Origin of the sequence: Butyrivibrio sp. INlla14 (assembly GCF_900102515.1) — a bacterium.
GTDB lineage: Bacteria > Bacillota > Clostridia > Lachnospirales > Lachnospiraceae > Butyrivibrio.
The window spans coordinates 14,783-40,924 of record NZ_FMVS01000014.1 but is presented as its reverse complement, the minus strand read 5'-3'; the positions used below and the strand labels follow the sequence as shown (position 1 = coordinate 40,924).

The 26,142-nt window shown below is 40.3% G+C and carries 29 protein-coding genes; 8 read left to right on the top strand and 21 right to left on the bottom strand.

Annotated elements, in window-relative coordinates:
• Window positions 1-231: 231 nt before the first annotated feature.
• A complete protein-coding gene (locus BLO53_RS10480) occupies window positions 232-762 on the top strand; it encodes a hypothetical protein (protein ID WP_092061237.1) in 531 nt (176 codons plus the stop codon).
• The gene (locus BLO53_RS10475; RefSeq protein ID WP_026488573.1) at window positions 749-940 is read left to right on the top strand and encodes a helix-turn-helix transcriptional regulator; all 192 of its coding nucleotides are present in this window, start codon (window positions 749-751) and stop codon (window positions 938-940) included. The genes BLO53_RS10480 and BLO53_RS10475 overlap by 14 nt, the downstream gene beginning before the upstream one ends.
• A 77-nt stretch (window positions 941-1,017) precedes the next feature.
• Here BLO53_RS10475 and BLO53_RS10470 read toward each other — a convergent pair whose 3' ends face one another.
• The 4 genes from BLO53_RS10470 to BLO53_RS10455 form a co-directional block, all read right to left on the bottom strand.
• Entirely contained in the window at window positions 1,018-2,232 is a 1,215-nt protein-coding gene (locus tag BLO53_RS10470) for a serine hydrolase domain-containing protein (RefSeq protein WP_092061235.1), read from the bottom strand.
• A 64-nt stretch (window positions 2,233-2,296) separates the two neighbouring features.
• Complete coding sequence (locus BLO53_RS10465) at window positions 2,297-2,713, bottom strand: hypothetical protein (RefSeq protein ID WP_143003234.1); 417 nt, start codon at window positions 2,711-2,713, stop codon at window positions 2,297-2,299.
• Window positions 2,714-2,791: 78 nt separating this feature from the next.
• Window positions 2,792-3,331, bottom strand: a complete 540-nt coding sequence (locus tag BLO53_RS10460; protein ID WP_092061231.1) for a hypothetical protein — start codon at window positions 3,329-3,331, stop codon at window positions 2,792-2,794.
• Between the two features lie 8 nt (window positions 3,332-3,339).
• Window positions 3,340-3,753, bottom strand: a complete 414-nt coding sequence (locus BLO53_RS10455) for a DUF4430 domain-containing protein (protein ID WP_092061229.1) — start codon at window positions 3,751-3,753, stop codon at window positions 3,340-3,342.
• A 296-nt stretch (window positions 3,754-4,049) separates the two neighbouring features.
• Between BLO53_RS10455 and BLO53_RS10450 the strand changes: the two genes are divergently transcribed.
• Together BLO53_RS10450 and BLO53_RS10445 are read left to right on the top strand one after the other, a co-directional pair.
• Window positions 4,050-5,171 (top strand): DUF6688 domain-containing protein, encoded by a 1,122-nt coding sequence (locus tag BLO53_RS10450; RefSeq protein WP_092061227.1) that lies wholly within the window; start codon window positions 4,050-4,052, stop codon window positions 5,169-5,171.
• 84 nt (window positions 5,172-5,255) lie between these two features.
• Window positions 5,256-6,218, top strand: a complete 963-nt coding sequence (locus BLO53_RS10445; protein ID WP_092061225.1) for an endo alpha-1,4 polygalactosaminidase — start codon at window positions 5,256-5,258, stop codon at window positions 6,216-6,218.
• 12 nt (window positions 6,219-6,230) lie between these two features.
• On the opposite strand, the gene BLO53_RS10440 is transcribed toward BLO53_RS10445, so the two are convergent.
• From BLO53_RS10440 to BLO53_RS10415, 6 genes are all read right to left on the bottom strand, one after another.
• Window positions 6,231-7,142, bottom strand: a complete 912-nt coding sequence (locus BLO53_RS10440; protein WP_092061223.1) for a hypothetical protein — start codon at window positions 7,140-7,142, stop codon at window positions 6,231-6,233.
• A gap of 193 nt (window positions 7,143-7,335) precedes the next feature.
• Window positions 7,336-7,698, bottom strand: coding sequence for a hypothetical protein (locus tag BLO53_RS10435; RefSeq protein WP_092061221.1), 363 nt, complete (start codon window positions 7,696-7,698; stop codon window positions 7,336-7,338).
• A 21-nt stretch (window positions 7,699-7,719) separates the two neighbouring features.
• A complete protein-coding gene (locus tag BLO53_RS10430) occupies window positions 7,720-8,040 on the bottom strand; it encodes a hypothetical protein (RefSeq protein ID WP_092061219.1) in 321 nt (106 codons plus the stop codon).
• A 4-nt stretch (window positions 8,041-8,044) separates the two neighbouring features.
• A complete protein-coding gene (locus BLO53_RS10425) occupies window positions 8,045-8,446 on the bottom strand; it encodes an Imm7 family immunity protein (RefSeq protein WP_092061217.1) in 402 nt (133 codons plus the stop codon).
• A gap of 29 nt (window positions 8,447-8,475) precedes the next feature.
• The gene (locus BLO53_RS10420) at window positions 8,476-8,802 is read right to left on the bottom strand and encodes a hypothetical protein (RefSeq protein WP_092061215.1); all 327 of its coding nucleotides are present in this window, start codon (window positions 8,800-8,802) and stop codon (window positions 8,476-8,478) included.
• A 2-nt stretch (window positions 8,803-8,804) separates the two neighbouring features.
• Entirely contained in the window at window positions 8,805-10,793 is a 1,989-nt protein-coding gene (locus tag BLO53_RS10415; protein ID WP_092061213.1) for a hypothetical protein, read from the bottom strand.
• Window positions 10,794-11,118: 325 nt separating this feature from the next.
• Here BLO53_RS10415 and BLO53_RS10410 point away from each other — a divergent pair, with 325 nt between their 5' ends.
• Window positions 11,119-12,396: an O-acetylhomoserine aminocarboxypropyltransferase/cysteine synthase family protein gene (locus tag BLO53_RS10410; protein WP_092061211.1), complete on the top strand. Its 1,278-nt coding sequence runs from the start codon at window positions 11,119-11,121 to the stop codon at window positions 12,394-12,396.
• A gap of 76 nt (window positions 12,397-12,472) precedes the next feature.
• Here BLO53_RS10410 and BLO53_RS10405 read toward each other — a convergent pair whose 3' ends face one another.
• The gene (locus tag BLO53_RS10405; protein WP_035789365.1) at window positions 12,473-12,817 is read right to left on the bottom strand and encodes a winged helix-turn-helix transcriptional regulator; all 345 of its coding nucleotides are present in this window, start codon (window positions 12,815-12,817) and stop codon (window positions 12,473-12,475) included.
• Between the two features lie 115 nt (window positions 12,818-12,932).
• Between BLO53_RS10405 and BLO53_RS10400 the strand changes: the two genes are divergently transcribed.
• Genes BLO53_RS10400 through BLO53_RS10390 form a run of 3 tightly spaced genes read left to right on the top strand, consistent with a single transcriptional unit; the run spans window position 12,933 to window position 14,121 of the window.
• Window positions 12,933-13,118, top strand: coding sequence for a 4Fe-4S binding protein (locus BLO53_RS10400; RefSeq protein WP_026488564.1), 186 nt, complete (start codon window positions 12,933-12,935; stop codon window positions 13,116-13,118).
• Between the two features lie 14 nt (window positions 13,119-13,132).
• Window positions 13,133-13,732 (top strand): 4Fe-4S binding protein, encoded by a 600-nt coding sequence (locus BLO53_RS10395; protein ID WP_092061209.1) that lies wholly within the window; start codon window positions 13,133-13,135, stop codon window positions 13,730-13,732.
• Entirely contained in the window at window positions 13,729-14,121 is a 393-nt protein-coding gene (locus BLO53_RS10390) for a C-GCAxxG-C-C family protein (RefSeq protein WP_092061207.1), read from the top strand. Before BLO53_RS10395 ends, BLO53_RS10390 begins: the two co-directional genes overlap by 4 nt.
• 32 nt (window positions 14,122-14,153) lie before the next feature.
• Here the strand turns inward: BLO53_RS10390 and BLO53_RS10385 are convergent, their stop codons facing one another.
• The 10 genes from BLO53_RS10385 to BLO53_RS10340 form a co-directional block, all read right to left on the bottom strand.
• Window positions 14,154-14,795, bottom strand: coding sequence for a GDSL-type esterase/lipase family protein (locus BLO53_RS10385; RefSeq protein WP_092061205.1), 642 nt, complete (start codon window positions 14,793-14,795; stop codon window positions 14,154-14,156).
• Between the two features lie 128 nt (window positions 14,796-14,923).
• Entirely contained in the window at window positions 14,924-16,216 is a 1,293-nt protein-coding gene (locus tag BLO53_RS10380; protein ID WP_092061203.1) for a DUF6056 family protein, read from the bottom strand.
• Complete coding sequence (locus tag BLO53_RS10375) at window positions 16,179-16,739, bottom strand: hypothetical protein (RefSeq protein ID WP_092061201.1); 561 nt, start codon at window positions 16,737-16,739, stop codon at window positions 16,179-16,181. Before BLO53_RS10375 ends, BLO53_RS10380 begins: the two co-directional genes overlap by 38 nt.
• Before the next feature lie 220 nt (window positions 16,740-16,959).
• Window positions 16,960-17,685, bottom strand: a complete 726-nt coding sequence (locus tag BLO53_RS10370) for a tRNA threonylcarbamoyladenosine dehydratase (protein ID WP_092061199.1) — start codon at window positions 17,683-17,685, stop codon at window positions 16,960-16,962.
• Between the two features lie 13 nt (window positions 17,686-17,698).
• Entirely contained in the window at window positions 17,699-18,391 is a 693-nt protein-coding gene (locus tag BLO53_RS10365; RefSeq protein ID WP_092061197.1) for a methylated-DNA--[protein]-cysteine S-methyltransferase, read from the bottom strand.
• 374 nt (window positions 18,392-18,765) lie between these two features.
• Complete coding sequence (locus tag BLO53_RS10360) at window positions 18,766-19,611, bottom strand: hypothetical protein (RefSeq protein ID WP_242875358.1); 846 nt, start codon at window positions 19,609-19,611, stop codon at window positions 18,766-18,768.
• Window positions 19,612-19,686: 75 nt separating this feature from the next.
• On the bottom strand, window positions 19,687-21,057 hold the full coding sequence (locus BLO53_RS10355; protein WP_092061195.1) for an MFS transporter: 1,371 nt from the start codon (window positions 21,055-21,057) through the stop codon (window positions 19,687-19,689).
• 105 nt (window positions 21,058-21,162) lie between these two features.
• On the bottom strand, window positions 21,163-21,999 hold the full coding sequence (locus BLO53_RS10350; protein WP_092061193.1) for a hypothetical protein: 837 nt from the start codon (window positions 21,997-21,999) through the stop codon (window positions 21,163-21,165).
• Between the two features lie 598 nt (window positions 22,000-22,597).
• Window positions 22,598-24,340, bottom strand: a complete 1,743-nt coding sequence (locus BLO53_RS10345; RefSeq protein WP_092061191.1) for an SGNH/GDSL hydrolase family protein — start codon at window positions 24,338-24,340, stop codon at window positions 22,598-22,600.
• 112 nt (window positions 24,341-24,452) lie between these two features.
• A complete protein-coding gene (locus BLO53_RS10340) occupies window positions 24,453-25,943 on the bottom strand; it encodes an ABC transporter substrate-binding protein (RefSeq protein WP_092061189.1) in 1,491 nt (496 codons plus the stop codon).
• Between the last annotated feature and the right edge of the window lie 199 nt (window positions 25,944-26,142).

Below are 26,142 nucleotides of genomic sequence, written 5' to 3'. Positions count from 1 at the left end.
TTGCTTTTTGATAATTAAATTCTATAAAAGGCAGCGATAAAGCGTAATACACAGGTATTATCAGTAGGAGTAGAAAAACTTTCCTGTTAGGAAAGCCGTGTAAATTATTATAATTATTATGTAATATATACTTGACATATTGCTATTAGGGTATTATTATAAAATCACAACAAGAGCAAACGACGTCGCGATCAAATAACATTATCAATGAGTAATCTTTGGAGGTGTATGATGGGAAACAACATTTTTGACATTTTGACAACTGTAGCAGTATTTCTGGTACTCTTCCTAATTATCATGATCATCAGGAAGAAGCTAACAGGCAACAATGAGCATTATGATGAGAGGCAGATTCTTGTAAGAGGCAAGGGCTATAAGATCAGCTTCATGACAACAATATTACTCAATGTCTTTTACGCAGTCTTCTTTTATGGCCCTTCTAAGGATATTGTGTCACCACAGTTTGTAGTAATAACTATTGCCTTTATCGGACTCGCTATCTACGCAATTTACTGTATTTTCAATGATGCATATCTTCAGGTTGGACAGAAAGTCGGTACCTGGATGACACTAATTGCATTTGTAATAGCCTGCAATTTACTGGCATTTTTCGCAAGCAGTACCAAGGGCTTTACTGAGGATGGGCTTGCAACAGGAAGCTCTTTAAACCTCATGGTGGCAGTATTGTTCGGCGCAATCCTTGTATCATTTCTGATCAAGCGCTTTATGGATAAGAGAGGTGATTCACATGAAGAATCTTAAGATGAAGGCTGCCAGAGCAGGCATGGATCTGTCACAGCAACAGCTTGCAGAAATGTGCGGAGTCTCCAGGCAGACAATAAATGCTATAGAAAAGGGTGATTACAACCCCACTATCAATCTGTGTATTTCAATTTGTAAGGCCCTGAACAAGACCTTAGATGAACTGTTCTGGGAATAAGTCGAGTAGAAGGCGATTAGTCTTCAATAATGAAGCCTGGAGCTACGGCAGTTCGCTGTAGTTCCAGGCTTTTTATATCATGAAAGCACAATATTGCGGATTCTTCTTGTAAGATGGCCTGTGCCATAATCTCTCATCTGTGTCAGCATGATCATTGTTGTCCTGCTCTCCGGATCATTCATGAAGTAAGCACCCAGCCAGCCATCCCAGCCGTATTCGCCCTTGTGGCCGATGATAAGGGCCTGTTCAGGATCAGTCATGATACGCATGAGATTTCTGTATGAGTGTCCCTCAAGACCATGCCAGTTATCGAAGGCATGCTGTGGGCCTTCCTTGAGGGAAGCATTAGTCATAAACTTAACTGTAGCTGGAGTCAGGATTTCTTTTCCCTTGTAGGTTCCGTTATTAAGCAGCATCTGACCGAAGTGGGAATAGTCATCAAGAGTTGAGAAAAGGCCTGCCCCGCCTGATTCAAAGGCATTTGGGTTTCCATCATTTCTGATGATGAGATGGTCTCCTGTAAATTCTCTGAACTCTCCGCCGTGAACCTCATAAACTCGTGACAGGCGGGATTTCTTTTCCTCAGGAACAAAAAAGGCTGTATCCTTCATTTCAAGAGGGTCAAATAGTCTCTCCTTCAAAAAGTCGCCAAACTTCTGGCCTGTAGCCTTCTCAATTACAGCTCCCAGAACGTCTGCGCTTGTTCCGTACTGGAAATAGCTTCCGGGAACAAACTGGAGAGGAAACTTGCCAATCTCATCAGCAAATTCAAGAGTTGACATCTGATGCTTCTGTCGCTCATCCTCAGACATTTCCCTATAATCAGCAATATCATAAGAGTTTTCCAGCCTTCTGACAGCATCTATAAAAAGAGCTGACGTAGCTCTCTCAGCTTCTGTGTTAATTCCAGGATAAACAAGTCCTGAAGTCATGTTCAGAAGGTCAAATATTCTCACCTTTTTATCATCAGGTACCTTCTGTATCTGGCCATCAATAAGGCATGTCTGGTTCTTGAAGCCCTCAAAAAAGTTTTCTACAGGCTCATCCAGATCAATGACCCCATCCTGCATAAGAAGCATTGCTGCTGCCGCTGTAACTGGCTTTGACTGGGAGTAAAGGTGAACAATAGTGTCGCGGTTCATTGGTATATCTTTGGCTATATCAGCGTGACCACTCTGGGCATAGTAAGTTTCCTGCCCATCCTGAGTTACTAAAAGGTTAACTCCCGCAACCTCCTTATTGGCCACAGCCCTGTCCATGGCCTGCTGAATCAGTTTCTGCTTGTCTCTCATACGATTATCCTTTCCTCTTCAAACAAAATACGATATTATCCCATCTTTGCTTTTCTTACCTTAGTTACCCGTTAAAACGCGCTTGTATATACTCAAATAGTTTAGGTATATCATCCAATGCATTATCACAAAATTTGATATACTCTTTCTCCCCAAAATAACTTTTTTCACTGAAAAACTCTTCTCTAGCAGACCTTGCTTCATATAGATGTTTCAAAGCCACCACTGATAATATATAGTTTCCTTTCTTCGAAAAAGGATCTCTAAACATCTGCCATTTTTCGTTTCCGTTGAACTCTTCCACTGACTTTTTTAGGGCGATAAATACATCATTTTCACATTTAACCCTAAAAGTCAAAAATGGTATATGCCTATACAAATCTTCTGAATTGTACATATTAAAACGCATCCACTCAATCGGGAGAATACTCCTTATTACTTTCGCTATAGAAGTTTCATTTTCTTTAACTGACTCAATCATAAAATTAGCACCAGAATTCATTGTACCATATCGTCAATGATTCCTAGTGCCAAAATTACTAGTATTAAAAAAAATTACTCAGACATTCGAAGCTTTCAGCTTCTTCATTGCACCGTTAACTGGCCTATACAATACCAGCATCAGTACAAAGTTTCCAGCACAGTGGATAAAATCCCAGGGAATCCCGGCTATCCACCATACAAATCCGGCTCTAATGCCATTTGCAAAACCGCCGCTGCTCCAGCCTATCACCACATAAGGAATGGAACATAATGCGCCAAAGCAAAGTCCGAAGATTCCTGACACAATTGCCCAGAAAATAGCCGAATCATTCTTCCTGAGAAACCAGGCTATCAGCACCAGCAGAGGCCAAGCGTAGAGATACATTATCCACCACAGATTCATGCCGTAAATACTGCCCTCAATCAGGATAAAAACCGGCACTACTGCCACTATTTTCCATCCAAAAAAGAGTGTGAACATGATGATCCAGAAGCTTGTGAGCTCAATATTGGGCAAAAAAGCAAGTGCTGCCTTGGAAACCTCTATTACCGCAACCATAAGCCCTATCTGGGCAATATCCAGTATTGTTATTCTTCCAGAAGTACTATTAGACATACTATAAATTACTGTGCCTTTTCATAAGTCCATGTGTATGTATCGCCATCAGTTACAGGCTGTGAATCGCAGCCGTACTGGCCATATTCGCCGTTAACATAAAGAGCCCAGTAAGCTCCGTCTGTTGCATAGTCTGCTGTCTCGCCGTTAATAGCTGAGATCATGATTCCGTACTCAGAATCTGTTCCATCATAGCTAAAGCCCTGGTCATGAAGCTCATCCATAGCGATGCGGAGGAACTCTGCATCTGTATCAAGTTCGTAGTCAGTTGTAGCGCCTTCGCTATTTACTACTTCTACAGTGATGTGCTTGTCACCCTTTGTGGCCTTTGGTCCAAATACCTTCCAGCATACTGCAAATGCAGCTACAAGAACTACAAGACATACTAATCCAATAATAATCTTCTTTGTGTTGTTTTTCATAATATTCTCCTTCTGTCAACATTTTTCCTATCAAGAATATCACAGAAAAAAGACTGAATCAATTTGATGATGTAGGCGCTGCAGTCAGATTCTCTCCTTAAAAACATTTGTACAGGGCATGGATTCTGGAATACATGTGATGTCATGCGGGTTTCCGGGTGCAACCATTATCGCTTACAAGATGTATAATGTATGATATAGGTGTCAAAAATCAAAATGAGTGCATGCTCCCTTGTTAAGCATTTTGATTTTCTGATCCGAACAAATATTCAATAAAAAGGTGGGTTTCAATATTCATGGATGATTTATTCGCATATATTCTGATTGGGATTTTAATAATCACTCCTCCAGTAGTCAGCATCTATAACTTCATAGGTCTATTCCACAGATTCAGGAACAAGGTCGCAAGGAATATCATCTGGGCAGTCACAGCAATAGTCGGTGTTCCAGAAACAGTGCTAAACCTGGAGTTTCTCTGTGATGTAAGCTTTGAAAAGTCCTGGACTGAGCAGCTGTACAACGAAATGGTTCATCAGCCTATATGGACTAACAGTTACCCTACACTTATTATTCTATGCACTGTAGGAGTCATTGGCTTTATAATCCTGGCTGGAACTGACTCTGCAAAGGTTCCACCTCTTGTTACTGTCTTGTCCATGGCTGCATCCTACATCCTGCTGGGCTTTATGATAGTGTGCTGCATACAGATTTCAAACCATGCATTTGAAAAATTCATCGCTCTTAGCTATATACTTCCCATTAACATGATCTTTATAACCTTCAATCTGTTTAGGGAAAAGATAATGGAATGGAACGGATGTGAACTTCATAATAGTGACGCTTTTGGGAAAAATGCTTTCATCAAAAAGCTTAACGAGAGTCTCCTTCGCTCTGAAAAATGGCCGCTTTACGCCTTTATCTTCATGATTCCGCTTCTTGGCATAGTTCTTTTGATACTTATTTTATTTGGTCAACAGCCAGATGCTGTGATAAAAGCCTTTACAGAGACAACCAACTGGGCCTTGTCAGGTCAGGAGGGCCCACAGAACCTGTACTATGATGAGCACTATCTGTGCACTGTTGCTGCCGGCGGCCATAAAAAGATTGTAAAGCCTGTGAGAAAGGGCATTCGCCACGGACATGACGTTATCGTAAACAGACAGCTCATGATAGCCAACGCCTTTGAAAACGTTCTTGAAGAAAAGACACCACGCTTCCACAGGACAGTTCGTGCTTTCTACGATAAGTACGGCTTCCCAATTGCTGACCACATCAGGCATAACAAGGTTGCCTGCGATGTAACTTATTTTGTTATGAAACCTCTTGAGTGGATTTTTCTTGTAGTTCTTTATCTTGTGGATGTAAATCCGGAGAATAGGATTGCAGTGCAGTACCTGCCTGGAATTGATAGAAATTAAGAAAGATAAGAAGCTGATATATTGCAGGTAACAATATACGAAATAGTATATTTATAAAAATACTAGTTACAGATTGGAGCCAATATGAAAAGAGGATTAATTAGAAACTCGACTATAGTCTTATTACTTGTTATGTTGACAGCCTGTGCAGGACAGGAAAGCACACCTCCTAGCAAAGAAACTAAAACAACATTTCCAGCCACAGATGCGCAAACTGCCACAGATTCAAAATCACAACCAGATAATGCTTTAACTGTATCGTCATACACCGATGAAAATGCTCGCGCAAGGGAATTTTCCACAGACACCGAGTACGGAGTTTACATTGGAGTTGAATATGATGAGCTGCCAGAGGATATCAACTATGATGTACTGGTAATCGACGCCCAGTACTATACTAGCAAGGAGCTTGATCAGCTCCATAAGACCAACAAAGAAATCTATTCTTATCTCAATGTTGGGTCCCTTGAGGACTTTAGGCCCTATTATGATCAGTTTAAAGATATAACTCTTTCCCCTTATGAAAACTGGGATGGAGAATATTGGATTGACGTATCCAAAGAAGAATGGCAGGAATATATTGCCCAGCAGATTGCTCCTACTCTTGCAAGAGGCGGAGTAGATGGTTTCTTTATTGATAACGCGGATATTTATTACATGTATCCTACAGATGAAATCTATGATGGTCTCACAACCATCCTAACCACAATAAAGAAACTTAACAGAAAGATCATCATAAACGGTGGAAACGACTATGTCACAAGATACCTTGAAGAGAATGGCACACTTACACCCGTCCTTGACGGTGTCAATCAGGAAAGCGTATTTACCTCTATCAACTGGGATGAGGGCACTTTTACCGAAAGTGCTGCTGAAGACAGAGAATACTTCCTCGACTATCTCTCCCAGGTAGCAGCAGATGGCAAAGCAGTCTATGTCCTTGAATACACTAAAGATGAAGCTCTTGCAGAAATGGCAAAATCTGAATGTCGAGGGCTCGGCTACAAAGTCTACGTTTCAAAAAACCTCGAACTTAATGGTGAGTAAAAATATGTATCTTTATCTTTTTCTTGCTGCAGCTCTTTTTTCTGCAATCTCAGCAAGTCGCTTGTTTATTTGATTTCTGATAAAGTCCTGATCTGACTCTTTTACCAGATAATACATATATGAGTCTAAAACAAGACTCTGTGGAAGTCCTCTTCCTACCACCTTAAAATTCCTAAAGCCCAGATCTATATAATCCTTCATCTGGTCTCTGCTAATGAAGGCGGGCTTATCTTTGCAGTCGGCAAAAGATTTCTTTTCCTGCCTGTTAGGGCAGTTAAAGGGCCTTGCTATCTCGTATTCAAGCTGGTGAAGAGACTCATCCTTGTAGTGGTCTATTCTCTTTGGACAATTAGGGAAGCATATTTCATCCACCAGAATTTCCACCCTGTCTGCCACTGGCCCAAGGCTCTCTAAGACTTCCCTGTTATGATTCAGGTCATAGTCCAGAACCACCATGAAATAGTCCTTTTCAAGCTCTTCATGGAGCTTATCAGGATCAGTTATCCTCTTGGTAGTAGAGGAAATGAACTTGAAATTCGGATACTCTTTTCTAAGATAATCCTCTAAAACAGGCCTGTTGACCAAAACCTGATTCTCCCCGTTGTCTGCAAGGCGCATTATCAGGTTACAATAGGTGTCGTAAACGTGCTTTTCCTCTATAAGAGAGTTTGTCCAGGTAAAGCGCACAGGAACGTGCTTGGAGTTAAAGAGCTTTATAGTGCGCTCAATCTCGTTCTTTGGGCAAAATCCCAGAACTGTTCTGCCACCATTCCATATTGCCCCAGGAAAAGTGCCATAAACACTGCCTACGCGATAATTGTCATTAAAGCTGTTTGGAAACTCCCTCATTAGATCAATAAGGGTGCTGTTAAGATCCCGGAATACACTAAATCCAGGTAAGTGCCAGTAAATATAGTCTCTCATTTTATCCCCCCGAAATACCATTTTACACTTGCTTAAATTCATACCTTGTAACCCCATACAAGCATATTTTATTATACCCTCGAGGGCTGAATTTTACTATATAAAATTGCAAGCAAATGTAGGCGAGGATTTGTATAAGAACAAAGAGTCGCTTGCGACGGCGGAGTAGATCTGTATTTTAGGTATAAGTGATTTATAGAATTTCAATATCTATACGTTGTACCAAAAGTCCGAACATTTTTCCATCCAAATAAGAAATGTCATAAATGCTATCATCATCTATTTCGAAATCTATATCGGATTTAAATATTCTATTATCTACATCTAATATTCCATAAATCTTGTAAGAATATGTTTTTCCTACACGTTCTAATCTACATTCTTCATCATCACATTCGCATACAGAATAATCATCATACAAAGAAAGCTCGCATTTTACCTTATCTCCGGCCACGTGAGTAGTCCCTACATTACAGAAACATACAAGCTCTACCCCATCAATTTCTATAGTTATTTCTTCTTCGTCCACCGCTTTTATAAAACAGTTATGATACATACTACCTATCCTTTATAATTTTCACTCACCAATGGCATTATTTAAATCATCCATGAATGCTTCAAACTCGTTACCTAAAGATTCTTTTATCTCTGCCATTGCTTCAGGAGTCATAATCTGTTGAACTTTACTAACAATTTCCTTATTGTCCAAACCGTTTTCTTTATATAGCAAAACCAAAGTGACATGAATACAAACATTCTCTGTTAAAGAAAAATCTTCTCCATGCTCATATTCGTTTAAAACAGCAGGAAAAACCTGCTTCTCATTGAATCCCATCTGGATAAAACGCTCAAAATCCTCTGTTACATATTCCTTAAGTTCTGAATACTCAAAAATCATTTTCTCATCCTAAATCATCAAAAATCATAGTTGATTGCGGAGAAAGATACTCATCCTTCTTCCACTCTGTCTTTCCCTTTCGTGCCACAAGCACCTGGAAATCATCATATTTCTCAGGATCTTCATCATCCCAATAATACAGCATTCCATAACTTCCTGTAGCAACTTCAGCAATCTCATTAAAGGCGGCAATCAATTCTTCTGACTTTTCTGTCTTACGATTATCACATAAAGTCATATGAATCGTCTGCGGCCCATTTCTTTTGATAATATCAACCTTATTATATTTCAAGTTTGAAACTATCTGCTCAACCTTAGCATAAATCTCTTCTTCATTTATCTCTGTATGAACATCTTCGTTCAAGTGGGTTGCCCATATGGTCAACCATGCCTGTATTTCAATCATTTTTGTTGTTTCCTAATTACAGTCACATTTTAGAAAATATAAAGAACATCATCTTCATTTTCCAAGTTAGCTGCGATGGCCTCCTTACCTTCTTTGAGGTTAGAAAGAAGATGCTCCTTATCATCACCAGAAACGTTTTCTTCCACCCAAGCAATTAAGCTTTCGACCTCTTTAAGAGCAGTATCTACATCTTTTAACCTTATTTCTGCTCCATCCTGAAAAAAATGAATTCCTAATTCCTCTATAGCAGGCTCCAAATAAGTGTCATATAGTCTCTGTGAGGCTATACCAACACTCATAATCTCATCTGCTCCTGCGTACATATCTCCATCATATTTATATAATCCTACTGACATTTTTATTTTCCTCCATATATAACATCAAAAGAATACTCTGGATATTCTTTTCTCAGCATATTTAAACATTTCTCAACTTCTTCCCTAAGAGCAGGAGTATCTGCATCAATTCTAAATACATATTTCTTTATTGATTTTAATGACTCTACGCTTGGGCAGTCTTCGCTTCCAACGATAGATAACCAATACTCTGGCTGTGAAATAGCTTTAATTCTATTAGATCCCTTTTTATAAATCTGTTTATATGCCCACTGTTGCTCGGTTTGAGGGAAATCTGGATTTTCCATATAAAGCTTTCCTGCTGATTTATCTTCATATATTATTCCATTTTTTAAATCAACCTCATCTAGCTCAGTGTTAATTTTACCATGAACATTAACTTCTTTATAGCTGCTTGGATTTGCAGGCTCTACATCAATCATTCCCGGCTTTTTAGGATCTATTTCAATCTCTCCCACCTTTGCCTTTTTGGGTTCTATATCTACAACTCCTGGCTTTGGTTTCGTAGGCTCTACAACATCATAATTTGCATATCTTCTGTAGTTGTTATAAGTCGCTATATCGACTGGAGCAAATGCCAGATTCCCAAGGGTTCCCAGCAGCATATCCTGACCCAGGGCCTTATACTCCGCATCTGTCACAACTCCGTCTGAAGCATATTCAAGATATGTTGGCATATAACGAAGGGTTGCATCCTGGAAAAACTGAGTGTACTGTCCAGCCATAAATGCTGCAAGCTTGCTTGATTGCGTTGCTACAGTATATTCACTAAACAATCCCATAGTGGCGAAGTTCAATCCCGCATCCATCATTGCCTCACCTGTAATAGTACCATATGGATGCTGCACTGCGGAATTAGTTTTTTGAAAGGACAGCCTGTCATATTTTTCTCTTACATCTTCTATCCTTTCATAGGTATCATTCATATTGATAAGCCCCACCATCTCAAGCGCCGTGCATCCTATTTCTACAAGGGCCTCTTCACCAAACTCCTGAACAGCAAGAAAATAATAATTCAAGCCATTGCTCACAGCAGCAAAGAAATCTGTCTTTTCATAAAGTAAACTATAAGCTTCGTACTTTTGATACTCAGCTTTCTGGCGTTCATTAAGGGCATTATATGCATCGTCATAAAAGATTGTGTTGCGGCTCATATACACCAACGTATACTGGGCTTTATCCCCAAAATCCATTTTGCCAAGCTCGGTGAAGTAAATCTTTCTGGCTTCTTTTTCCTGTTCTTTTGTCATTTTGTAGTTAGGATTTAGCCAGGTATATGCTTTATTCTTATTGCTCATACTCTCAAGGAATGACTCTATTCCCTGATCCACATTAGGATTCATAACCTGCATAATGGTAAGATAAGCTAGGTAATTGTTGTCATCTGCAAGCCATTTATCGATGTATTCCTGAGAATATGGGGCGCCACCTTTGGCGATTCGCTCTGCTATCCTAAGTTTCTCGTATTCATCCGGATCGTAATAAGGACTGTTTTCATAATCCTCAAAGAACTTCTCGACATCATCTTTTTCTCCATATTCCATGATGGTAACTATCGCTGAATATAATTCTCCTTCATTCTCCGCTGTACTTAAATCAACCGATCCATTTCCGACGGAAACCTTAATGCTACTATGCGCTTTGACCGCAGTCAGAAGCGTTTCAATACTTTCCTTAAAAGGATCATCTATGAGTGTTGTTGCATCCCCATGTATCTTTTGAGCAAAATTCTGTAGTTTCGTCAACCTGGTATTTAGGCGAAAAACTTTGCTTGAATCAATTTCTTCTATTTCGCTAATTCCCTCTATAGCTGCATCACGTATGGCTTTATTTGCAGCAGCAATGTAACTTTTAAAACTAGTATAGTTTCTAGTAAGCTTGGTCATTTCCTCACTAGCATATGCCTTGCTTACTTTACTCCAGGTTTCAGAATCCGACTTGAATACCTGATTCTTAGCTGAGCCTATATCCGCCCAGGTCTCATATGACATACCTCTTTCCTCCAAATAAAAAATTCATCTGTCACAGTAACGTAGATAAATGCTGCCACTAGCACCATTGCAACCAGAATAGTTGTAACTATAATCTTAGATTTAGCTTTCATGTATTTTCTACCTAATTCCATCACTTAAATCATGTTCTAGTATTATAACAACAGTCAGCCTCTTTTTGTCCCACTTTTATTCCTTTACCTCAATAAAGTGTGTCGAAATTTCTTCAAATGTGTTATTGTTATATGGATGTGAAATTATATGCAGATGTAGCTCTTTTGCAGGATTCATATCGATCTATAAAAAGAGATATAGGAGAATTACAATGAGCAATCAGAATATCGGTACAAAATGTGTACAGGCTGGCTACACACCAGGAAACGGCGAGCCTCGTCAGATTCCAATAATCCAGTCCACAACTTTCAAATATGATACAAGTGAAGATATGGGTAAGCTCTTTGACCTTGAGGCTTCAGGATATTTCTACACAAGACTTCAGAATCCAACAAATGATCATGTGGCTGCCAAGATTGCAGCTCTTGAAGGGGGAAGCGCAGCAATGCTGACATCTTCCGGACAGGCAGCGAACTTTTTTGCCCTGTTCAATATCTGTGAGTGCGGAAGCCACATCGTAGCTTCATCTTCAATCTATGGTGGAACCTTCAACCTTATTGCTGTAACAATGGCTAAAATGGGTATAGAGGTAACATTTGTATCACCAGATGCATCAGAAGATGAGCTCAATGCAGCATTTAAAGATAATACAAGAGCTATGTTTGGTGAGACTATCGCAAACCCTGCTCTTACTGTTCTTGATATTGAGAAATTTGCCAAGGTTGCACACGCACATGGCGTTCCACTTGTTGTGGATAACACTTTCCCAACACCTGTAAACTGCAGGCCTATTGAGTGGGGGGCAGATATCGTAACTCATTCAACTACCAAGTACATGGATGGACACGGCGCTGCTGTTGGCGGAGCTATTGTTGACTCCGGTAAATTTGACTGGATGGCTCATGCAGACAAGTTCCCAGGTCTGTGCACTCCAGATGATTCCTATCACGGAATTACATACGCAGAGAAATTCGGAAAAGAGGGAGCTTTCATCACTAAGTGTACAGCCCAGCTTATGAGAGACTTTGGCTGCATTCAGTCACCTCAGAACGCCTTCATATTAAATCTTGGCCTTGAATCACTACATGTCCGCATGCCAAAACATGTAGAGAACGGACTTGCTGTTGCCAAGTTTCTTCAGGAACAGCCTGGTGTAGTCAAGGTTAATTATCCTGGTCTTGAGGGAGATAAATACTATGAACTTGCCAAGAAATACCTTCCAAATGGAGGTTGCGGCGTAGTTTCATTTGAGCTTGAAGGCGGAAGAGCTGCTGCCGAGAAGTTTATGAAGAAGCTCAAGGTATTTGCGATTGAAACTCACGTAGCTGACGCTAGAAGCTGCTGCCTGAATCCTGCAACTTCTACACACCGCCAGATGACTGACGAGCAGCTTGCTGCAGCAGGAATCCCTGCAGGACTTATCAGAATCAGCTGTGGTCTTGAGGACAAGAATGACCTTATCGCAGATCTTGCTAATGCACTTGCGTAATTGCTGCATTACTAGAAGCTTTGCAATATACAAAAGTATACCTGCCACTTTGATTTGGGTGGCAGGTTTTTTCATATCATAAATTGTCTTCGCCCCACTTTTTCATCTGCAAAAGAATAGGTATAAGGCTCTTGGCCTTTGAGGTAAGATTGTATTCTACGCGGACAGGCATCTCATCATACTGCTTTCTCTCAACAAGGCCGTCTGCCTCTAACTCTTTTAATGAAGTAGCAAGCATGGTATTTGTTATTCCACTTACTGCGCGATTCAGTTCTCCATATCGCACCACTTCTCTGTTGTCGATAACACAAAGGATCATTATCTTCCATTTTCCTCCGACAATGTCCAGGACTTTCTTAAGTCCGCATCCCTTACCCGCAATATCTTCACACAATGGCTCTTTTTTGGCTATTTTACTCATGGTATAGTTTTCCTTACTAGGTATATATTTTTTGCGTACTTGATATACTTTTTATACCACCTATAATAGGATCGTCAAGCAAAGAAAGCAATAAAAATCTTTCAAGGAGATTATTATGAAAAAGGCAATTAATGACATTAGTAGATGCGTGGCTTGCGGCGTCTGCGCTCTGCAATGTCCAAGAGAAGCAATACAGATCTATAGAGGCTGTTATGCCCTTGTAGATGAGGCAAAATGTGTTGGATGTGGCATGTGTGAAAAGGCCTGCCCTGCTGGCACTATAAAAGTAGAAAACAGATAATTTTGGGAGGCGTTATGGCATCAAGTAAGAAAAAGCACTGGTATGATTACCTGTGGATATGGTCAATTGTGTATTTTGCATTAGGCTTTTTTAACATTCTATTTGCATGGCTTGGCATGATAGATTTTATATTGCCACTGGTATTTGCGGCAGTATTTGGAAATAAGTGGTTCTGCAATCATATGTGCGGAAGAGGTCAGTTATTCTGGGTTCTGGGAAGGAAAGCTAAATGTTCCAGGAGAAAGCCTGCGCCAAAGTGGCTATCTTCAAAGTGGTTTCGATATGGCTTTTTAATCTTTTTCCTTACCATGTTTGGAACCATGATCTTCCAAACCTATCTGGTCTTCTCAGGAGCAGGGACACTTAAAAAGGCGATAAAGCTCTTTTGGACGTTTAAAGTTCCGTGGAAGTGGGCGTATAATGGTAGTATCTTCCCTGATTGGGTGGCACAGTTTGGCTTTGGGTTCTACAGCCTTATGTTAACCTCAACTCTAATAGGTCTTATTGTGATGGTACTGTATAAGGAGCGAACCTGGTGCACTTTCTGTCCTATGGGGACAATGACACAAGGCATATGTAAGATCAAAGAAAAGAAAGGTACGGAGAAAAAATGACATTAAATGAAAGAGCTAATAAGGCAGTAGAATTAAAGACTTCAAGCAAGTTCAACTGTGCACAGTCAGTAGCAGTTGCACTGGCTGATGAAACAAGCCTGTCTGAGGAGCAGTTGCAGCAGCTTACTGCAGGTTTCTGCGCAGGAATGGGCAATCTGGAAGCTACCTGTGGTGCACTGATAGGCGCAGGTATGATAACCGGTCTTAAAACTCAGGGACAGGGTACCCTTGGTAAAACCAAGCAGATTCAGGAAGAGTTTGCAAGAAGATGTGGCGCACTTAGATGTAAGGATCTTAAAACAGTCACTGATGGAAAGCCTCTTTGCCCATGTGAAGAGTGTGTTAGAAATGCAGTAATGGTCTACGGCGAAATAATGGGCCTTGAGTAAAAAATAAATATGTTTAAGAAAAGCCATGCGTGTTACTGCGCATGGCTTTTCTTAACAAATCCTATTTCTTCTAGTTTATCTATCATTGCTGTTGCTAAGGCCTGATGCCCCATCTCGTTAAGATGCTCATCATCTACGGGACTTGGCTCAGCAAAATCTGATGCCGCAAGAAAATGCGTTCCACGCCTTGCTGCGATCTGCTTATACACAGCTTTTAGCTGTCTGCTGACTTCTATAGAAGTCTTGTCAAACTCATGATCTTTTTCCGGAAGCCATACCTCTTTTCCCAGAGCAATTGGAGAGACCACTAGGATATTCTGAGGTTTGAGGAATTTCTCAAGTTCATCCAGGCACATTTCAAGGCCCTTTCCTATGACAAAAGAGCTGGCATTAAAAACCTTTTTGCAATCGTTTGTGCCTAGCATGATAACTGCCGCATCCAGTGGATAATTGCTCTCAAGAGAAAGTCTCAGTGTTTCTGCGCCTCTTCTAAAGGGCCTCAGCGCATCTTCAAAGATTGTTGTCCTCCCGCATAGACCATCTTCAATGATCCGATTCTCTGGAAGTGCCTGCTGCACAAGGCTTGTCCACCTTGTGCCCCAAGGGTATCTCTCCATAGTTCCCGGAATAAGCCCCCATGTATTTGAATCACCAAAAAATAAAATGTTCGCCATTATAACCCCTCATAGTAAAATGCTGCGTAACCAATTGGTCTAAAAAAACATGAATTTCATTACGCAATTAGCTTACAAATATATTATGAGAGTATTATGGCGAACCGTAAAATAAACAAATCTGATAGTCACATATAACGCCTGGCTATCACTAAAGAGCTTTTAAACAGGCTGCACAGCATTAACAGAAAACATATAAACATTGAGCGATGTCCACTTGCATATATGGTTGGAGAAAATCCCATCATTGCCATAGTCGCCAGCCCACCAAAGAAAGCTATAAAAATTGTCATGTCAAATTTATTCTCTTCTAATACACATAGGCTTGATCCTAAAAAGCAGATCATGACAATATTTACGCATTCTGCCATAGCTCTTTTGCCAGTTATTACAAAATCAGCAGCCTCAAAATCAGCAAGTGCAAAAAGTCTTGATAACATATAAAAGGTACCATTTAAGCTATCACCAATGCGGTGGATAAAATTAAAAAGGTAAAAGACAAAACAGATAGCTGATAAAACCTTCATGAGTCTGCTATTTCGCTTTAAATTGACCACCAATACGATAAAAGCTAATGCCAGGTAGAGAAATGCGATTCTTTTTTCGCTTTCACCAAGAGCATAATTTATGCCGGTAGAGGCTTTATCAAATACACTATACATTTTGAAATTTGGGTACCACTGGATTATTTCTGATGTAAGCCGAGCCGTATTTCCTGGCATTGCAAGAAAGAAAGCGGTGAAACCAATTGAAAATAGTAATAGCACGCTTCCTAAGACTAAGGATTTAAAAGGCAGCTTATTCTTATTAGAAAATGCACTATATAGTAGCAATAATAACATTCCTGCGCACAATAAAACTGCTATCTGCTCATAATTTGAAGCATAAATGCAGCATACGAACGCAAGCACCCAATCTTTAACAGTTGGAACATCATTAAAAGATAGCTTTACGTAAGGCCACATTGTTACAAGAGCAGTGCTTGTTCCCCATATATAAGACACACTCGCACTTTTCCAAAAAACAGTCCATCTCAAAACACTTGAAGGGAGCAAGATCAGCATCATAAAGAAAAACAGGATAAGGGCCACATCTTTTTTTAACAGCTGCTTATAGTCAAATATCTTAACTATGTAGACTATTAGTAGCATCCACATAAACGCGTTGATAATCTGGAAAAAGATATCCGGTAATTGTAAAAGAAGTACCAGAATTCCCTGGGACAAAATCCTTCCGCCCCAGTTGTTCCCATAAAACCTGGCCCATTCAAAGACATTGCCATATTTATTTATAGCATCCTTTAAAATCAGATCGTCCATCTCAGTATTGATATAGCAGCTTAAAAGAAAAGCCACTATAAATACAAATACGTATGGGCATGCCTTAATTAAGTGTTTTTTGTCTTTGCTTACTAACTGCATATATTTTTTCACCACCATAAGGATTTTTAACAAGAATACCTATATTTGCCTTTTCATATTTATCTGCATAGCCTGCAGCTATATAGGTTTTGAATCCGCATTTGCCATAATCAATTCCGTCGTTAATTTCTTCAGTTACGTCCTCGCGCTCAAAGAGTTTTGTCGGAAATATATATACTTTCTCACCGTCTAAAATACACAAATTATAGTTGTTATAAACAGATTCGCCGTACCACTCCAAGCCATGATTTTCAAACGGATACGTGATTCCTTTTTCGATAAACCATCCAGCTACTAATAAGCCTCCGTCTTTTGTTTTCTCGCAATTCTCAATATCATAATCAATGTCAGCTATGGCTTTTTGCTCCTGGCTACTCATGTTTTCACAAATGATGCTGTTGCCAAAACTGCTGATTTCTCTGATATCTATACGGAAGCGTTCCTGATCAAAAATGAATATCATTCCTATGGAAATTGCTAAAGATATTACGCATGAAATAATAACGAACTTATCAGTTTTCATGTGCTTTCCCCTCTGACAGAATTTCATTTTCTTCTAATCGTTATTATATATTTTATTGTGTACTCGCGCAATCTATCGGCTGGCAATCCGCCTTGAATTGTTGCATTTGGCGCAATGTGAAATGGTGAATGAAATTAGAATGATAGAAAAAAGGAACACAGCTATGACTTCTTGTGATATGAATGAAATTTTTGGATGGAAGAAATGTTCCATCCATTTTTCAATTTGAAATCAGGTCCTTTACAACCTCAGATGCAATGATGAGTCCTGCAACTGATGGAACAAATGATACGCTTCCCGGGGTGCTGCGACGAGGGTGCGGAGTGCTTATGTTACTGGTACTATCTTTGGATTCAGGCTTTATTGGCTCTTCTTCAGAATACACAACCTTTAATTTTTTGACTCCTCTTTTTTTGAGTTCTCTTCGCATTACCTTAGCCAGAGGGTCTACGTTAGTCTTGTAGATATCAGCCACCTTAAATCTTGTTGGATCTAACTTGTTTCCGGCTCCCATTGAGCTCATGACTGGAACATCTTTTTCTTTTGCCTTCATGATAATCTCAATCTTGGCAGTCACAGTGTCCACCGCATCAATCACATAGTCGTAGTCCTCAAAGGGGAACTGGTCTGAGTTCTCTGGCAAAAAGAAGCACTGATGGACGTTGACTTTAAGTTCTGGGTTGATGTCCAAAAGGCGTTCTTTCATGACTTCAACCTTGCTTTTCCCTAATGTGCTGTGAAGAGCAATGATCTGCCTGTTCAGGTTTGAAAGAGCTACTGTGTCATCGTCGCAAATATCTATTTCACCAATCCCAGCACGGACCAGGGCTTCACAGACAAATCCGCCTACGCCGCCTACGCCGAAAACTGCAACTCTTTTATTTGAAAGTTTATTTGCTGCTTCTTCACCCAGAAGAAGCTCTGTTCTTGAAAATTGTTCGCTCATGTTTTCTCCGTTATTACTTCATACCAAAACGCTTTAGGTCTACCTTGCCATTTATGACTGTTACACCTTCCTCATACAGGAATTTCTCCTGCATGTTCACGCCGCCAAACAAAAAGGCTTCTGCTAATTCGCCTTTAGAGTTGACCACACGGTGACAGGGAATACTGTCGTGATCAGGATTCTTGTGAAGTGCATTGCCAACGACTCTTGCCATTTTCCTATCTCCCGCCATCTCTGCTACCTGCCCATAGGTTGCAACTTTCCCCTTAGGAATCTTTTTAACTGCCTCATATATGCGGCGTGTTGGGGTATCTGCAATCATCTTGTAGCTGTCATCAATCCGTGCTGTGACTTGTTCCAGCTCTACTGTTCCATCCAGAAGAATTGTCAGCCAGTTGCGCTTGTTCATATGGTAGCCTGGCATAAAGCCTGGCGTCCGCCCCATCATCATTATGATCTCCGGATCTGCCTTGACATTGATGATTGGTATTTCGTCGTCGGTTGGTAGCCCCAGCTTTTTTCCTGAAACTGACATTATTATGGCAAACCATTTCTGTGAATACAACTCCTTGAATGTAGCATAATCCGGGTACTGATGCCAGGGGTGTTCCGGGGAAATGTTGTATTTTTTCTTTATGTAGGATTGGACAGCTTTTGTGAGGCCATTAGTATCAGTGGTATCAATGATGTTCTTGCTAATACTCATAAAAATACCTTTCTTGCCTTTTTCGTGTAAGACTTCATGATCTATGTTTTACACTAAACTGTGCTTATCATGATTTTCATATAAGCCGTTGTTCCTCGGCCTTTCGTGGAACCTTATATGCAAATCTACTGTACCCTAGCTTGCATATAAGAGTTCGGCGAATAGCTATTTGTTTCGGACTACCAGCTTTTATATGCAAACTTATATTTTGGTTATTTCATGTAAGCCGCATAATTCGGCGGCTTATACGCAATCTTTGATATTTGCATTTTCATGTAAGCCATATGCCTGTGGCTACTCATAGAGCCTTATATGCAAATTTACTGTACCCTAACTTGCATGTAAGGTGTTCTGATAAGCCTATAAATTTGTCACTAGTTTATCTTCGCAACTTCATATTCTTCCAGGCTTCGGCCCAAAAGCTCAATTATTCTGAGTTCATCAACTGCGTCATACACAGCATTGTGGACTTCGCAGTACCGCATGTTGCCTGACAACATTCTTGTAATGGGCTCAACGCCGTAATTGGACTTAAGTCGACCAGTCTTGCAACATGGGAGGGAATCATCAATAGCCCTGTTATGCTGCTTGTAGGCTGCAAGCCTCATGATATCGTACCATTCAAAGCTACCAAGCTCAGGCAAATGGCAAAGATCAAACTTGCCATTGTAAGCGTAAATACTGCCGATTCCCATCTCTTGCAGATAGCTTTTTATAGCTTGAAGAGCTTCTTTACGAGATACTACATGTTCTTCTGTAGATAAGAGAAGTTCCTCACTTGATGGCTTGCCTGACTCTCTATAGTTAAGTGGGGCTTCACATATATTTCTTTTTACATGATAATGCAATACCCCAGAATACATTCCTCCTGATCTATATTCAGGGTCAATGATGTAATACAGGCAATCTATGCACTTAAAGGTCGTGGCATCTGCAATAGCTACTCCTATTGACATTACCTGGTCTCGCCAGTTAGTCTCTGTGTCTATTACAGCAAATCTGCTGGCTATAGCAGATTTCGAAGTTTTAGGCGAAAGGCCCTTGCAATTCTTGTTTTGTAGTTTATATTTTACTTCTGGTGTAGCCTTTTCTAGGGCTTTACTTGAACCGTTAGTACTATTTGCTCTCATTGATCCTCTTGTAGTGCTTCCTGCTGCCTGTCCCTTAGAACCCCCAGCTTTTAACATTTCCAAAAAATCTATTGATGGATTAGAACTCATTATTATCTCTTTCTTAGGTTTTATCGTTTGTTGCAATCACACTCCGATTCAAACAGAATTGGGCAATTAGAATTTTTAGCCTTTTCTAGATAATTCTGAAATTCTGAGGTCACATTCCTGTCTAGTAATCTCGCCATTGTTGCATAGAGCCATAAGGCTCACGCTATTATCTCTTAACTTATATCCAAGCACCAAGATAACGATGGCAAAAACAGGTCCGATTGCACTAATCCATGTTAGCACATTCCAGCAGCCATATGCACCTGTTTCATCAACGATTCCTGTAACAGCATCTGCGTTAATTGCCTTGAAACCAAACAGGGCTAAAAGAAGTAACGATATACTGCTCATAAGAGCCGCTGACAATTTGGTAACACAAGTCTGGATGGAAAATGTTATGCCCTCCTGCCTTACGCCCGTTACATACTGACCATATTCCACGCAATCTGGAGTAAACATATACACTAGAACGTTATATCCAACAAGTCCAACTCCTCGAAGTGCCATGGTAATACTAAGTGCAACAAAGCTGCCATATCCCATAAAAAACTGAATTACTGAGGAAAAAACAAATATCGCAAGACATGCAATATAGAGCCAGAATTTGTCTATCTTTTTGGAGAGCACAGGAATAAATGCAGCAACCACAATTGCCGGAATTATTGCCATAGCAAGAAGAAGTGTCCCTTTTTCCGTATTCCCCAAAACATACTGCGCAAATGTTGGAATAACCGTCTGCACTGTATTTGTGAGTCCAACCAGGAAAAAAGCTATGTAAAAAATAATAAGATATTTATTTCCAGAAAGCGCTCTAAGCATTTCTTTTGCTGTTGGAGATTTTGTTTGCACCTGAGATCTTTCTTTTCCAAATATGAGAATAGGAAGCATCATTGCCATTGAAACTATAGAAAGAGATATGGATAGCAGTTTCCACCCCATGCCTATATAGAGGCTTTCAATTGCCAAAGTCGCCACAACTGCACCGGATGTGCCTGTTACACGGCCAATTGAGAGTATGGAATTTCGTTCATCAACTTTATCAGTCATTGCTGTTGACAACGCAAAAATAGGTGTGTCGCACATAGTGTAGGCCACAGACCACAGGCAATATCCTATTATAACCCAGCCACACTTAGCAGAAAAACTAAGTTCCTGAGGCATGCAAAAGATAAAAACTGTAGTAAGTGGGATAAGAAACCAGGATATTTTTAGCCAAGGCATGAATTTGCCGCCTCTCAAATGACACTTATCCACAATTCTTCCAAAGATAATATCATTGATAACATCCCAAATCTGAGGTGCAATGATCACGGAAGCAGCAACCTTTTCACTTATCCCATGATTTAGTAGAAATAGACTGATGTAACTAGCGATGATCATATAGAACATATTTTGACCAAAGAAATACAGATAGTAGCTTATTCTTTCTCTTTTCGATGTTTGCATGCTTTGCTCCCCCAACAGTCTATGTAAGATGCTGAAAATATCAATTCAGAAACCACTAAACTTTTTACTCGTTGTCACAATATCGTTTACTTAGATTATATCAGATTAGCTCATGCACATGAATTCAATGTCTTTTAAATAATCAGCTATATCAAAAGAATTATCGTAATCTTCGAATGTCATGATCAGGTTATTTCCCTGAATGATTCCCATTTTACTGAAATTACTCATTTTCCAGAAAAAAGATTTCCTATACTCTTCGTCGTCCATTCTGCCGAAGTGTTCGATATAGACTTGTTTTCTACTATTAACATTCAGTACTGTGAAATCTGGCCTGAATACTACTCTTCCATTTTGCTCAAAGGGAAGCTCATATTGGTAGGGGATTCCCAGTCTGAGGAGGGTGTCTGCTATAATGACTTCTGATTTTGACTTTACAATTTCACCATTGGCGGTAGTAAATGTCTTTATCTCGATTGCATTATCGTTTGTATTTTCGGCGTTTTGTAGCTTAAGCGCATTATAATAGGCTATTTGGGCTGATGTTTCTTCATACCACTTCTGTGAATATTCTTCATCTGACAATTCATAGCTAGAAATCAGTGCACGCCTTGCTTTATTATATTTCGTATGATATGTTTTCAAATTTATCGTATCATACGATTTGAGCAAATCCTCTATCAAATTTATCTGTTTGTTTACGTTTTTCTGTACATTCTCTGCGTAGCCTTTTTGAGCTAAAGCCCTTGCTAAATCTCGATTTGATGCCTTGATATAAGTTCCTAATCTATCGTTCTTATTTTCTCTGTAAAAATAGATTGGACTCTTAGTTGCTTGCGCGATGCGAAGTTTTCCCTTGGGGGCTTTTTCAATGTCAAGCTCAGCCTGCTTCCTTATTTTTCTTAGTTTGGATAATTCGTTATTTAGTTCTTCTGTTAACAATTTGATTCCTTTCTGATGGCGCGGCTAGATCTAAATTATGTCCAGTCCATGTCTTACTTGTTGCAAATATTATTTGTGAGTTAGTGCGCTTGAATGTCCGAATGGGACTGCACTTTCTAAGATATTACTTAGACGATGGTGAGAATTATAACAATGAATTTTGGCTTTTGTCAAATATGAATTTTAGGTATTCTTGTTTTTCGTGTAAGCCCTTCAAATCTACCACTTATACGAAAACGTCTTGTGCCGTTCGTTTCATGTAAGCCACTACTCCTTGGCCTTTCGTGAGGTCTTATATGCAAATCTACTTTACCCTAACTTGCATATAAGGTGTTCTGAGGAGCCTGAAATTGTAGCTTACACGAAAGTAATGCTTGCTGCGCTTTTCGTATAAGCCCTCCAAATCTCCCTCTTACACGAAACCCTCCTTAGCCGAGCATTTCGTATAAGCCACAGTCTCACGGCCCTTCGTGAGGTCTTATATGCAAATCTACTTTACCCTAACTTGCATATAAAAATCCCCGAGAAGCCAACAAATGCAGGCCTCCCGGGGAACTATAAATACTCTCAAATACTCTCTCAAATCCTTAATGCGCAATTATTCCACTACCCCAAATCCAAGGATAGTAAACTTCTTGTCTTCGTGGCCTTTAGCCATGCAAATCTCTACAATATGACTTGCAGATTCCTTCTCGTTAAAGAGGATTACTGCGTTGCAGTGAGTCCAGCCAACCTTGAGTGGATCGGCATCCATAACCTTCTTGCCATCAACATAGACTTCTGCTGTGCCGTAGGCTGTGCTTCCTGAATCCTTGAAGAGGAGGAGGAGCTTGCTACAGGTGAGCTTTAATCTGAAAGGATCATTTTCTGTACTAGCATGTGCCCAGTTGTATGGGAGCTCAGCTACAGGCTCGATCTTCTTGTCCATTTCAACCATCTGAAGTTCTTTGTCTTCGCTGTTAAAGGAGCCTTCACTCATAAGAGTAATGTGGTATTTTTTTGATAATCTCTTGAGTTCATGTTTATCAACAAGTTCAACCTTCTCAAAATCAGCGCCGATGACAGGTGTGATCTTATCAAGTTCCTTTTCATCAAGGCTAAAGCTCTCACTTACAGCTTTTCCATTTACTTCATCAACAAGATTGATGAGGCAGTCGCTCATGACCTGGTGTCCAAGGTTACTAGGATGGAACTGGTCATAGAAGAACTGGTTTTTGGATATGATTCTTCCATCGTTTGGAAGAAGTGTAAACTGAGGTGTAACTGCATCCATGATGCTGACCATAGGAAGGTCATAGCGAACTCCTACTGGTCCGAGTCTGTCCTGAAGATTCCAGTCAAAAGAAAAGACTGCAAACAAAAGAACTACCGCTGGCTTCCATGGAAGTGCAAGGGCCTTTCTTACAAGGCTCTCATAGCATACGCCCTTTGTTTCATCTCCTTCATCATTTACAGCAAATTCTATTACAATAAGGTCTGGCTGCTTGGCGCCCTGGCGGAGAATATCTCTTTCAAACCTGCACATACCAAGCTCAGAAGGTGTTCCGCCTACACCAGCCTTAATAAAATCAACTTTTCCGCCATTTGTGTATTTCTTTTCAAAGGTCTCTGCAAAAAGCCTTGGATAACACTTTTCATGGATGGGAATAGCACCTGCTCCCTGTGTTATTGAGCCTCCTATAAAGGCAAGACATACGTCCTCTCCCTTTCCAGCCTTCTGAAGAACTTTTTCAAGTCTTGCTGTGTTACCTGTTTGCATAAGGCTTCGGCCAATCATTTCCTTATAACCCTTAGATGCAAAATCAACCATTGTATCAATAGGCTGGATTGGAGCTACAAATCCATTATTCAAATAAAATCTAACATCTACAGATGCCTGAATTCCAGGTTCCGGAAATTCAAATCTGATCTGGCCAGGCTCCTTGTCGGAAGCCTTCCAGTCAACATCTGACATCTTGATGATTCTTTCCATTCCATCAGTTTCAAAGTCCAGAGTAATCTGTGTGGATGTTGGATCTGTCTGTGTTTCTCCATACATCTGAAAAACAAATCTTACCTTTTCATCTGGAACTCTGCTGGATACACTAACTCCGATCGAGTGTACCATTTTCCTAAAGCCCTCTGTGGTCTTAAGGAGTTCTAACATGTAATCATCAGTAATATTTCCAGAAAGTCTGGCTGCATTTATGAGTCTTCCGTCACTCTCATAAATAAACTGTATTCCTCTGCCGTCTGGCTGAGGTGCACCGTATATATCTTTTCCCTGCATGATAAAGAAAAATGGTTTTTTCTTGATAGGATCCTTAGGTGCCTTGGGTCCTCTAACTTCTTCCGTTCCCATTACGAATACCTTCCCATAAAAGCTTTCTTCAAATTATCTGTGAAAATAGGTAAAAAAAGGTAAAAAAATGGAGCGGCGCCAAAACGCCGCCCCAAAAACATATCAGTTTTAATTATTTGTTAGCTTCGTCAACATAAGCCTTCCATGTGTCACGGATAGCTTCAACCTGCTCTGATACTACAGCGCCAGGTCCGATGTTCCATACGAAGTCTGAACCAAGGTTAAGGTTAGGAACCATTCCGTGGAATGCAACTGTACCCTTCTCAGTCATCATTGTGATTGTCTCATCAACTGCTCTCTCATCGAACTTACCGTTTCTAGCTGTTGAGATGTATCCGTTGTAATCAACGTACTCAGCATCAGGAGCGTTTGTCCAGAGGTTCCAAGCAAATGCAAGCTTCCAAGCCTTCTCAGCATCATAGCAAGCTGGGATAGCAACTGGGTTGTTTGACCAAACGTTGATGTAGTCGTTCATCTTAGGTCCCTTAGGGAACATTACGAAACCAATTTCATCCTGCATATCCTCAAGGAAGTTACCAGGGCATCCTGCATACTCATCCTCTACAAGGAATGCTGCCTGACCGTTAAGGAACTGCTCTTTGTAGTAATCCCACTCAGCGCCCTCTGGGTTAGCAACTTCTGCATCATACTTATCAAAGATGCTTACTGTCCACTCAAGAGCTTCAAGTGTCTCAGGAGACTCAAGGTTGTAAACGAACTTGCCGCTTGCATCCTTATCGATGTAAGAACCGCCGTTTGAGAATACAGCTTCTGTTGTCATAACACCTTCGTTAAGTGTAAGACCATAGATATCTACTGTACCATCGTTGTCCTTATCCTGCTGAACCTTTGAAAGAAGTTCTTCGAACTTATCCCATGTCCATGTTCCATCTGCCTGCATATCATAGATTGAATCAGGATCGATACCAGCTTCTGTAAGGATTCTCTTGTTGAAGTATACACCAGTTCTTGCCTCTGAATATCCAGCGAACATAGCATAGATAGCATCTCCCTTAGCATACTGCTCATGGAGAAGGTTTCTCTGGAACTTGTCCTGTGAGAAATCAAGGCAATCAAGTGTTGAAAGGTCATACATAAGGCCGTTAGCCATAGCAGATGTGATAGCTGGATCATCACGAAGTGTGAAGATGTAGTTCTCATCGCCACCTGTTGTAGCATAGTCTACGAAGTCTGTAGGTGTTGAACCCCAGTCTGACATAGCCTGTGACTTCATTGTGAAGTTGTATGTCTCCTGAAGCCAATCTCTGTAGTTCTTAAGAGATTCTTCATAGTCGTTCTGAGGCTCTGCCTCATCGCCTGACCACCAGTCACGGATAATGATTTCCATTCCGCCGAGGTCGATTGGGTTGCCGTCTGCATCTGTGATGATCTGATATGGATCATATTCGTCAGATGTAGTTTCCTCTGCTGCTGCAGTTTCTGTAGATGCTTCTGCAGTAGCTGTTTCTGTTGTTGTCTCAGCTGGCTGCTGAGAATCTGTTGATGCTGGAGCTTCTGTCTGAGCGCCGCATCCTGCCATGCTTGTGAGCATAGCTGCTGCTGCGATAGCAGCTGTTGCTTTTGTTGTTAGAGACTTTCTCATACTCTAATCCTCCTTGTTAATGTAATCCCCTTAGGATATGTTTAACGGAAAACATCTTAACTTTTATTATAGTTTTTTGCATGGTTTTCCGATAACCAACTATTGCTAAAAAAGAAAGAAAATTCTCAAATATTGCTAAACTTGTTAGACTTGCATTGCTAGTTTACTTCGTTCGCGATATGGCGCATGGCTCCACGCT

What these genes read in the sequence shown, in the direction of transcription:
- BLO53_RS10480 (WP_092061237.1), top strand. Translation starts at nt 232, where the DNA reads ATGGGAAACAACATTTTTGACATTTTGACAACTGTAGCAGTATTTCTG.
- BLO53_RS10475 (WP_026488573.1), top strand. Translation starts at nt 749, where the DNA reads ATGAAGAATCTTAAGATGAAGGCTGCCAGAGCAGGCATGGATCTGTCA.
- BLO53_RS10470 (WP_092061235.1), bottom strand. Translation starts at nt 2,232, where the DNA reads ATGAGAGACAAGCAGAAACTGATTCAGCAGGCCATGGACAGGGCTGTG.
- BLO53_RS10465 (WP_143003234.1), bottom strand. Translation starts at nt 2,713, where the DNA reads ATGATTGAGTCAGTTAAAGAAAATGAAACTTCTATAGCGAAAGTAATA.
- BLO53_RS10460 (WP_092061231.1), bottom strand. Translation starts at nt 3,331, where the DNA reads ATGTCTAATAGTACTTCTGGAAGAATAACAATACTGGATATTGCCCAG.
- BLO53_RS10455 (WP_092061229.1), bottom strand. Translation starts at nt 3,753, where the DNA reads ATGAAAAACAACACAAAGAAGATTATTATTGGATTAGTATGTCTTGTA.
- BLO53_RS10450 (WP_092061227.1), top strand. Translation starts at nt 4,050, where the DNA reads ATGGATGATTTATTCGCATATATTCTGATTGGGATTTTAATAATCACT.
- BLO53_RS10445 (WP_092061225.1), top strand. Translation starts at nt 5,256, where the DNA reads ATGAAAAGAGGATTAATTAGAAACTCGACTATAGTCTTATTACTTGTT.
- BLO53_RS10440 (WP_092061223.1), bottom strand. Translation starts at nt 7,142, where the DNA reads ATGAGAGACTATATTTACTGGCACTTACCTGGATTTAGTGTATTCCGG.
- BLO53_RS10435 (WP_092061221.1), bottom strand. Translation starts at nt 7,698, where the DNA reads ATGTATCATAACTGTTTTATAAAAGCGGTGGACGAAGAAGAAATAACT.
- BLO53_RS10430 (WP_092061219.1), bottom strand. Translation starts at nt 8,040, where the DNA reads ATGATTTTTGAGTATTCAGAACTTAAGGAATATGTAACAGAGGATTTT.
- BLO53_RS10425 (WP_092061217.1), bottom strand. Translation starts at nt 8,446, where the DNA reads ATGATTGAAATACAGGCATGGTTGACCATATGGGCAACCCACTTGAAC.
- BLO53_RS10420 (WP_092061215.1), bottom strand. Translation starts at nt 8,802, where the DNA reads ATGTCAGTAGGATTATATAAATATGATGGAGATATGTACGCAGGAGCA.
- BLO53_RS10415 (WP_092061213.1), bottom strand. Translation starts at nt 10,793, where the DNA reads ATGTCATATGAGACCTGGGCGGATATAGGCTCAGCTAAGAATCAGGTA.
- BLO53_RS10410 (WP_092061211.1), top strand. Translation starts at nt 11,119, where the DNA reads ATGAGCAATCAGAATATCGGTACAAAATGTGTACAGGCTGGCTACACA.
- BLO53_RS10405 (WP_035789365.1), bottom strand. Translation starts at nt 12,817, where the DNA reads ATGAGTAAAATAGCCAAAAAAGAGCCATTGTGTGAAGATATTGCGGGT.
- BLO53_RS10400 (WP_026488564.1), top strand. Translation starts at nt 12,933, where the DNA reads ATGAAAAAGGCAATTAATGACATTAGTAGATGCGTGGCTTGCGGCGTC.
- BLO53_RS10395 (WP_092061209.1), top strand. Translation starts at nt 13,133, where the DNA reads ATGGCATCAAGTAAGAAAAAGCACTGGTATGATTACCTGTGGATATGG.
- BLO53_RS10390 (WP_092061207.1), top strand. Translation starts at nt 13,729, where the DNA reads ATGACATTAAATGAAAGAGCTAATAAGGCAGTAGAATTAAAGACTTCA.
- BLO53_RS10385 (WP_092061205.1), bottom strand. Translation starts at nt 14,795, where the DNA reads ATGGCGAACATTTTATTTTTTGGTGATTCAAATACATGGGGGCTTATT.
- BLO53_RS10380 (WP_092061203.1), bottom strand. Translation starts at nt 16,216, where the DNA reads ATGCAGTTAGTAAGCAAAGACAAAAAACACTTAATTAAGGCATGCCCA.
- BLO53_RS10375 (WP_092061201.1), bottom strand. Translation starts at nt 16,739, where the DNA reads ATGAAAACTGATAAGTTCGTTATTATTTCATGCGTAATATCTTTAGCA.
- BLO53_RS10370 (WP_092061199.1), bottom strand. Translation starts at nt 17,685, where the DNA reads ATGAGCGAACAATTTTCAAGAACAGAGCTTCTTCTGGGTGAAGAAGCA.
- BLO53_RS10365 (WP_092061197.1), bottom strand. Translation starts at nt 18,391, where the DNA reads ATGAGTATTAGCAAGAACATCATTGATACCACTGATACTAATGGCCTC.
- BLO53_RS10360 (WP_242875358.1), bottom strand. Translation starts at nt 19,611, where the DNA reads ATGAGTTCTAATCCATCAATAGATTTTTTGGAAATGTTAAAAGCTGGG.
- BLO53_RS10355 (WP_092061195.1), bottom strand. Translation starts at nt 21,057, where the DNA reads ATGCAAACATCGAAAAGAGAAAGAATAAGCTACTATCTGTATTTCTTT.
- BLO53_RS10345 (WP_092061191.1), bottom strand. Translation starts at nt 24,340, where the DNA reads ATGGGAACGGAAGAAGTTAGAGGACCCAAGGCACCTAAGGATCCTATC.
- BLO53_RS10340 (WP_092061189.1), bottom strand. Translation starts at nt 25,943, where the DNA reads ATGAGAAAGTCTCTAACAACAAAAGCAACAGCTGCTATCGCAGCAGCA.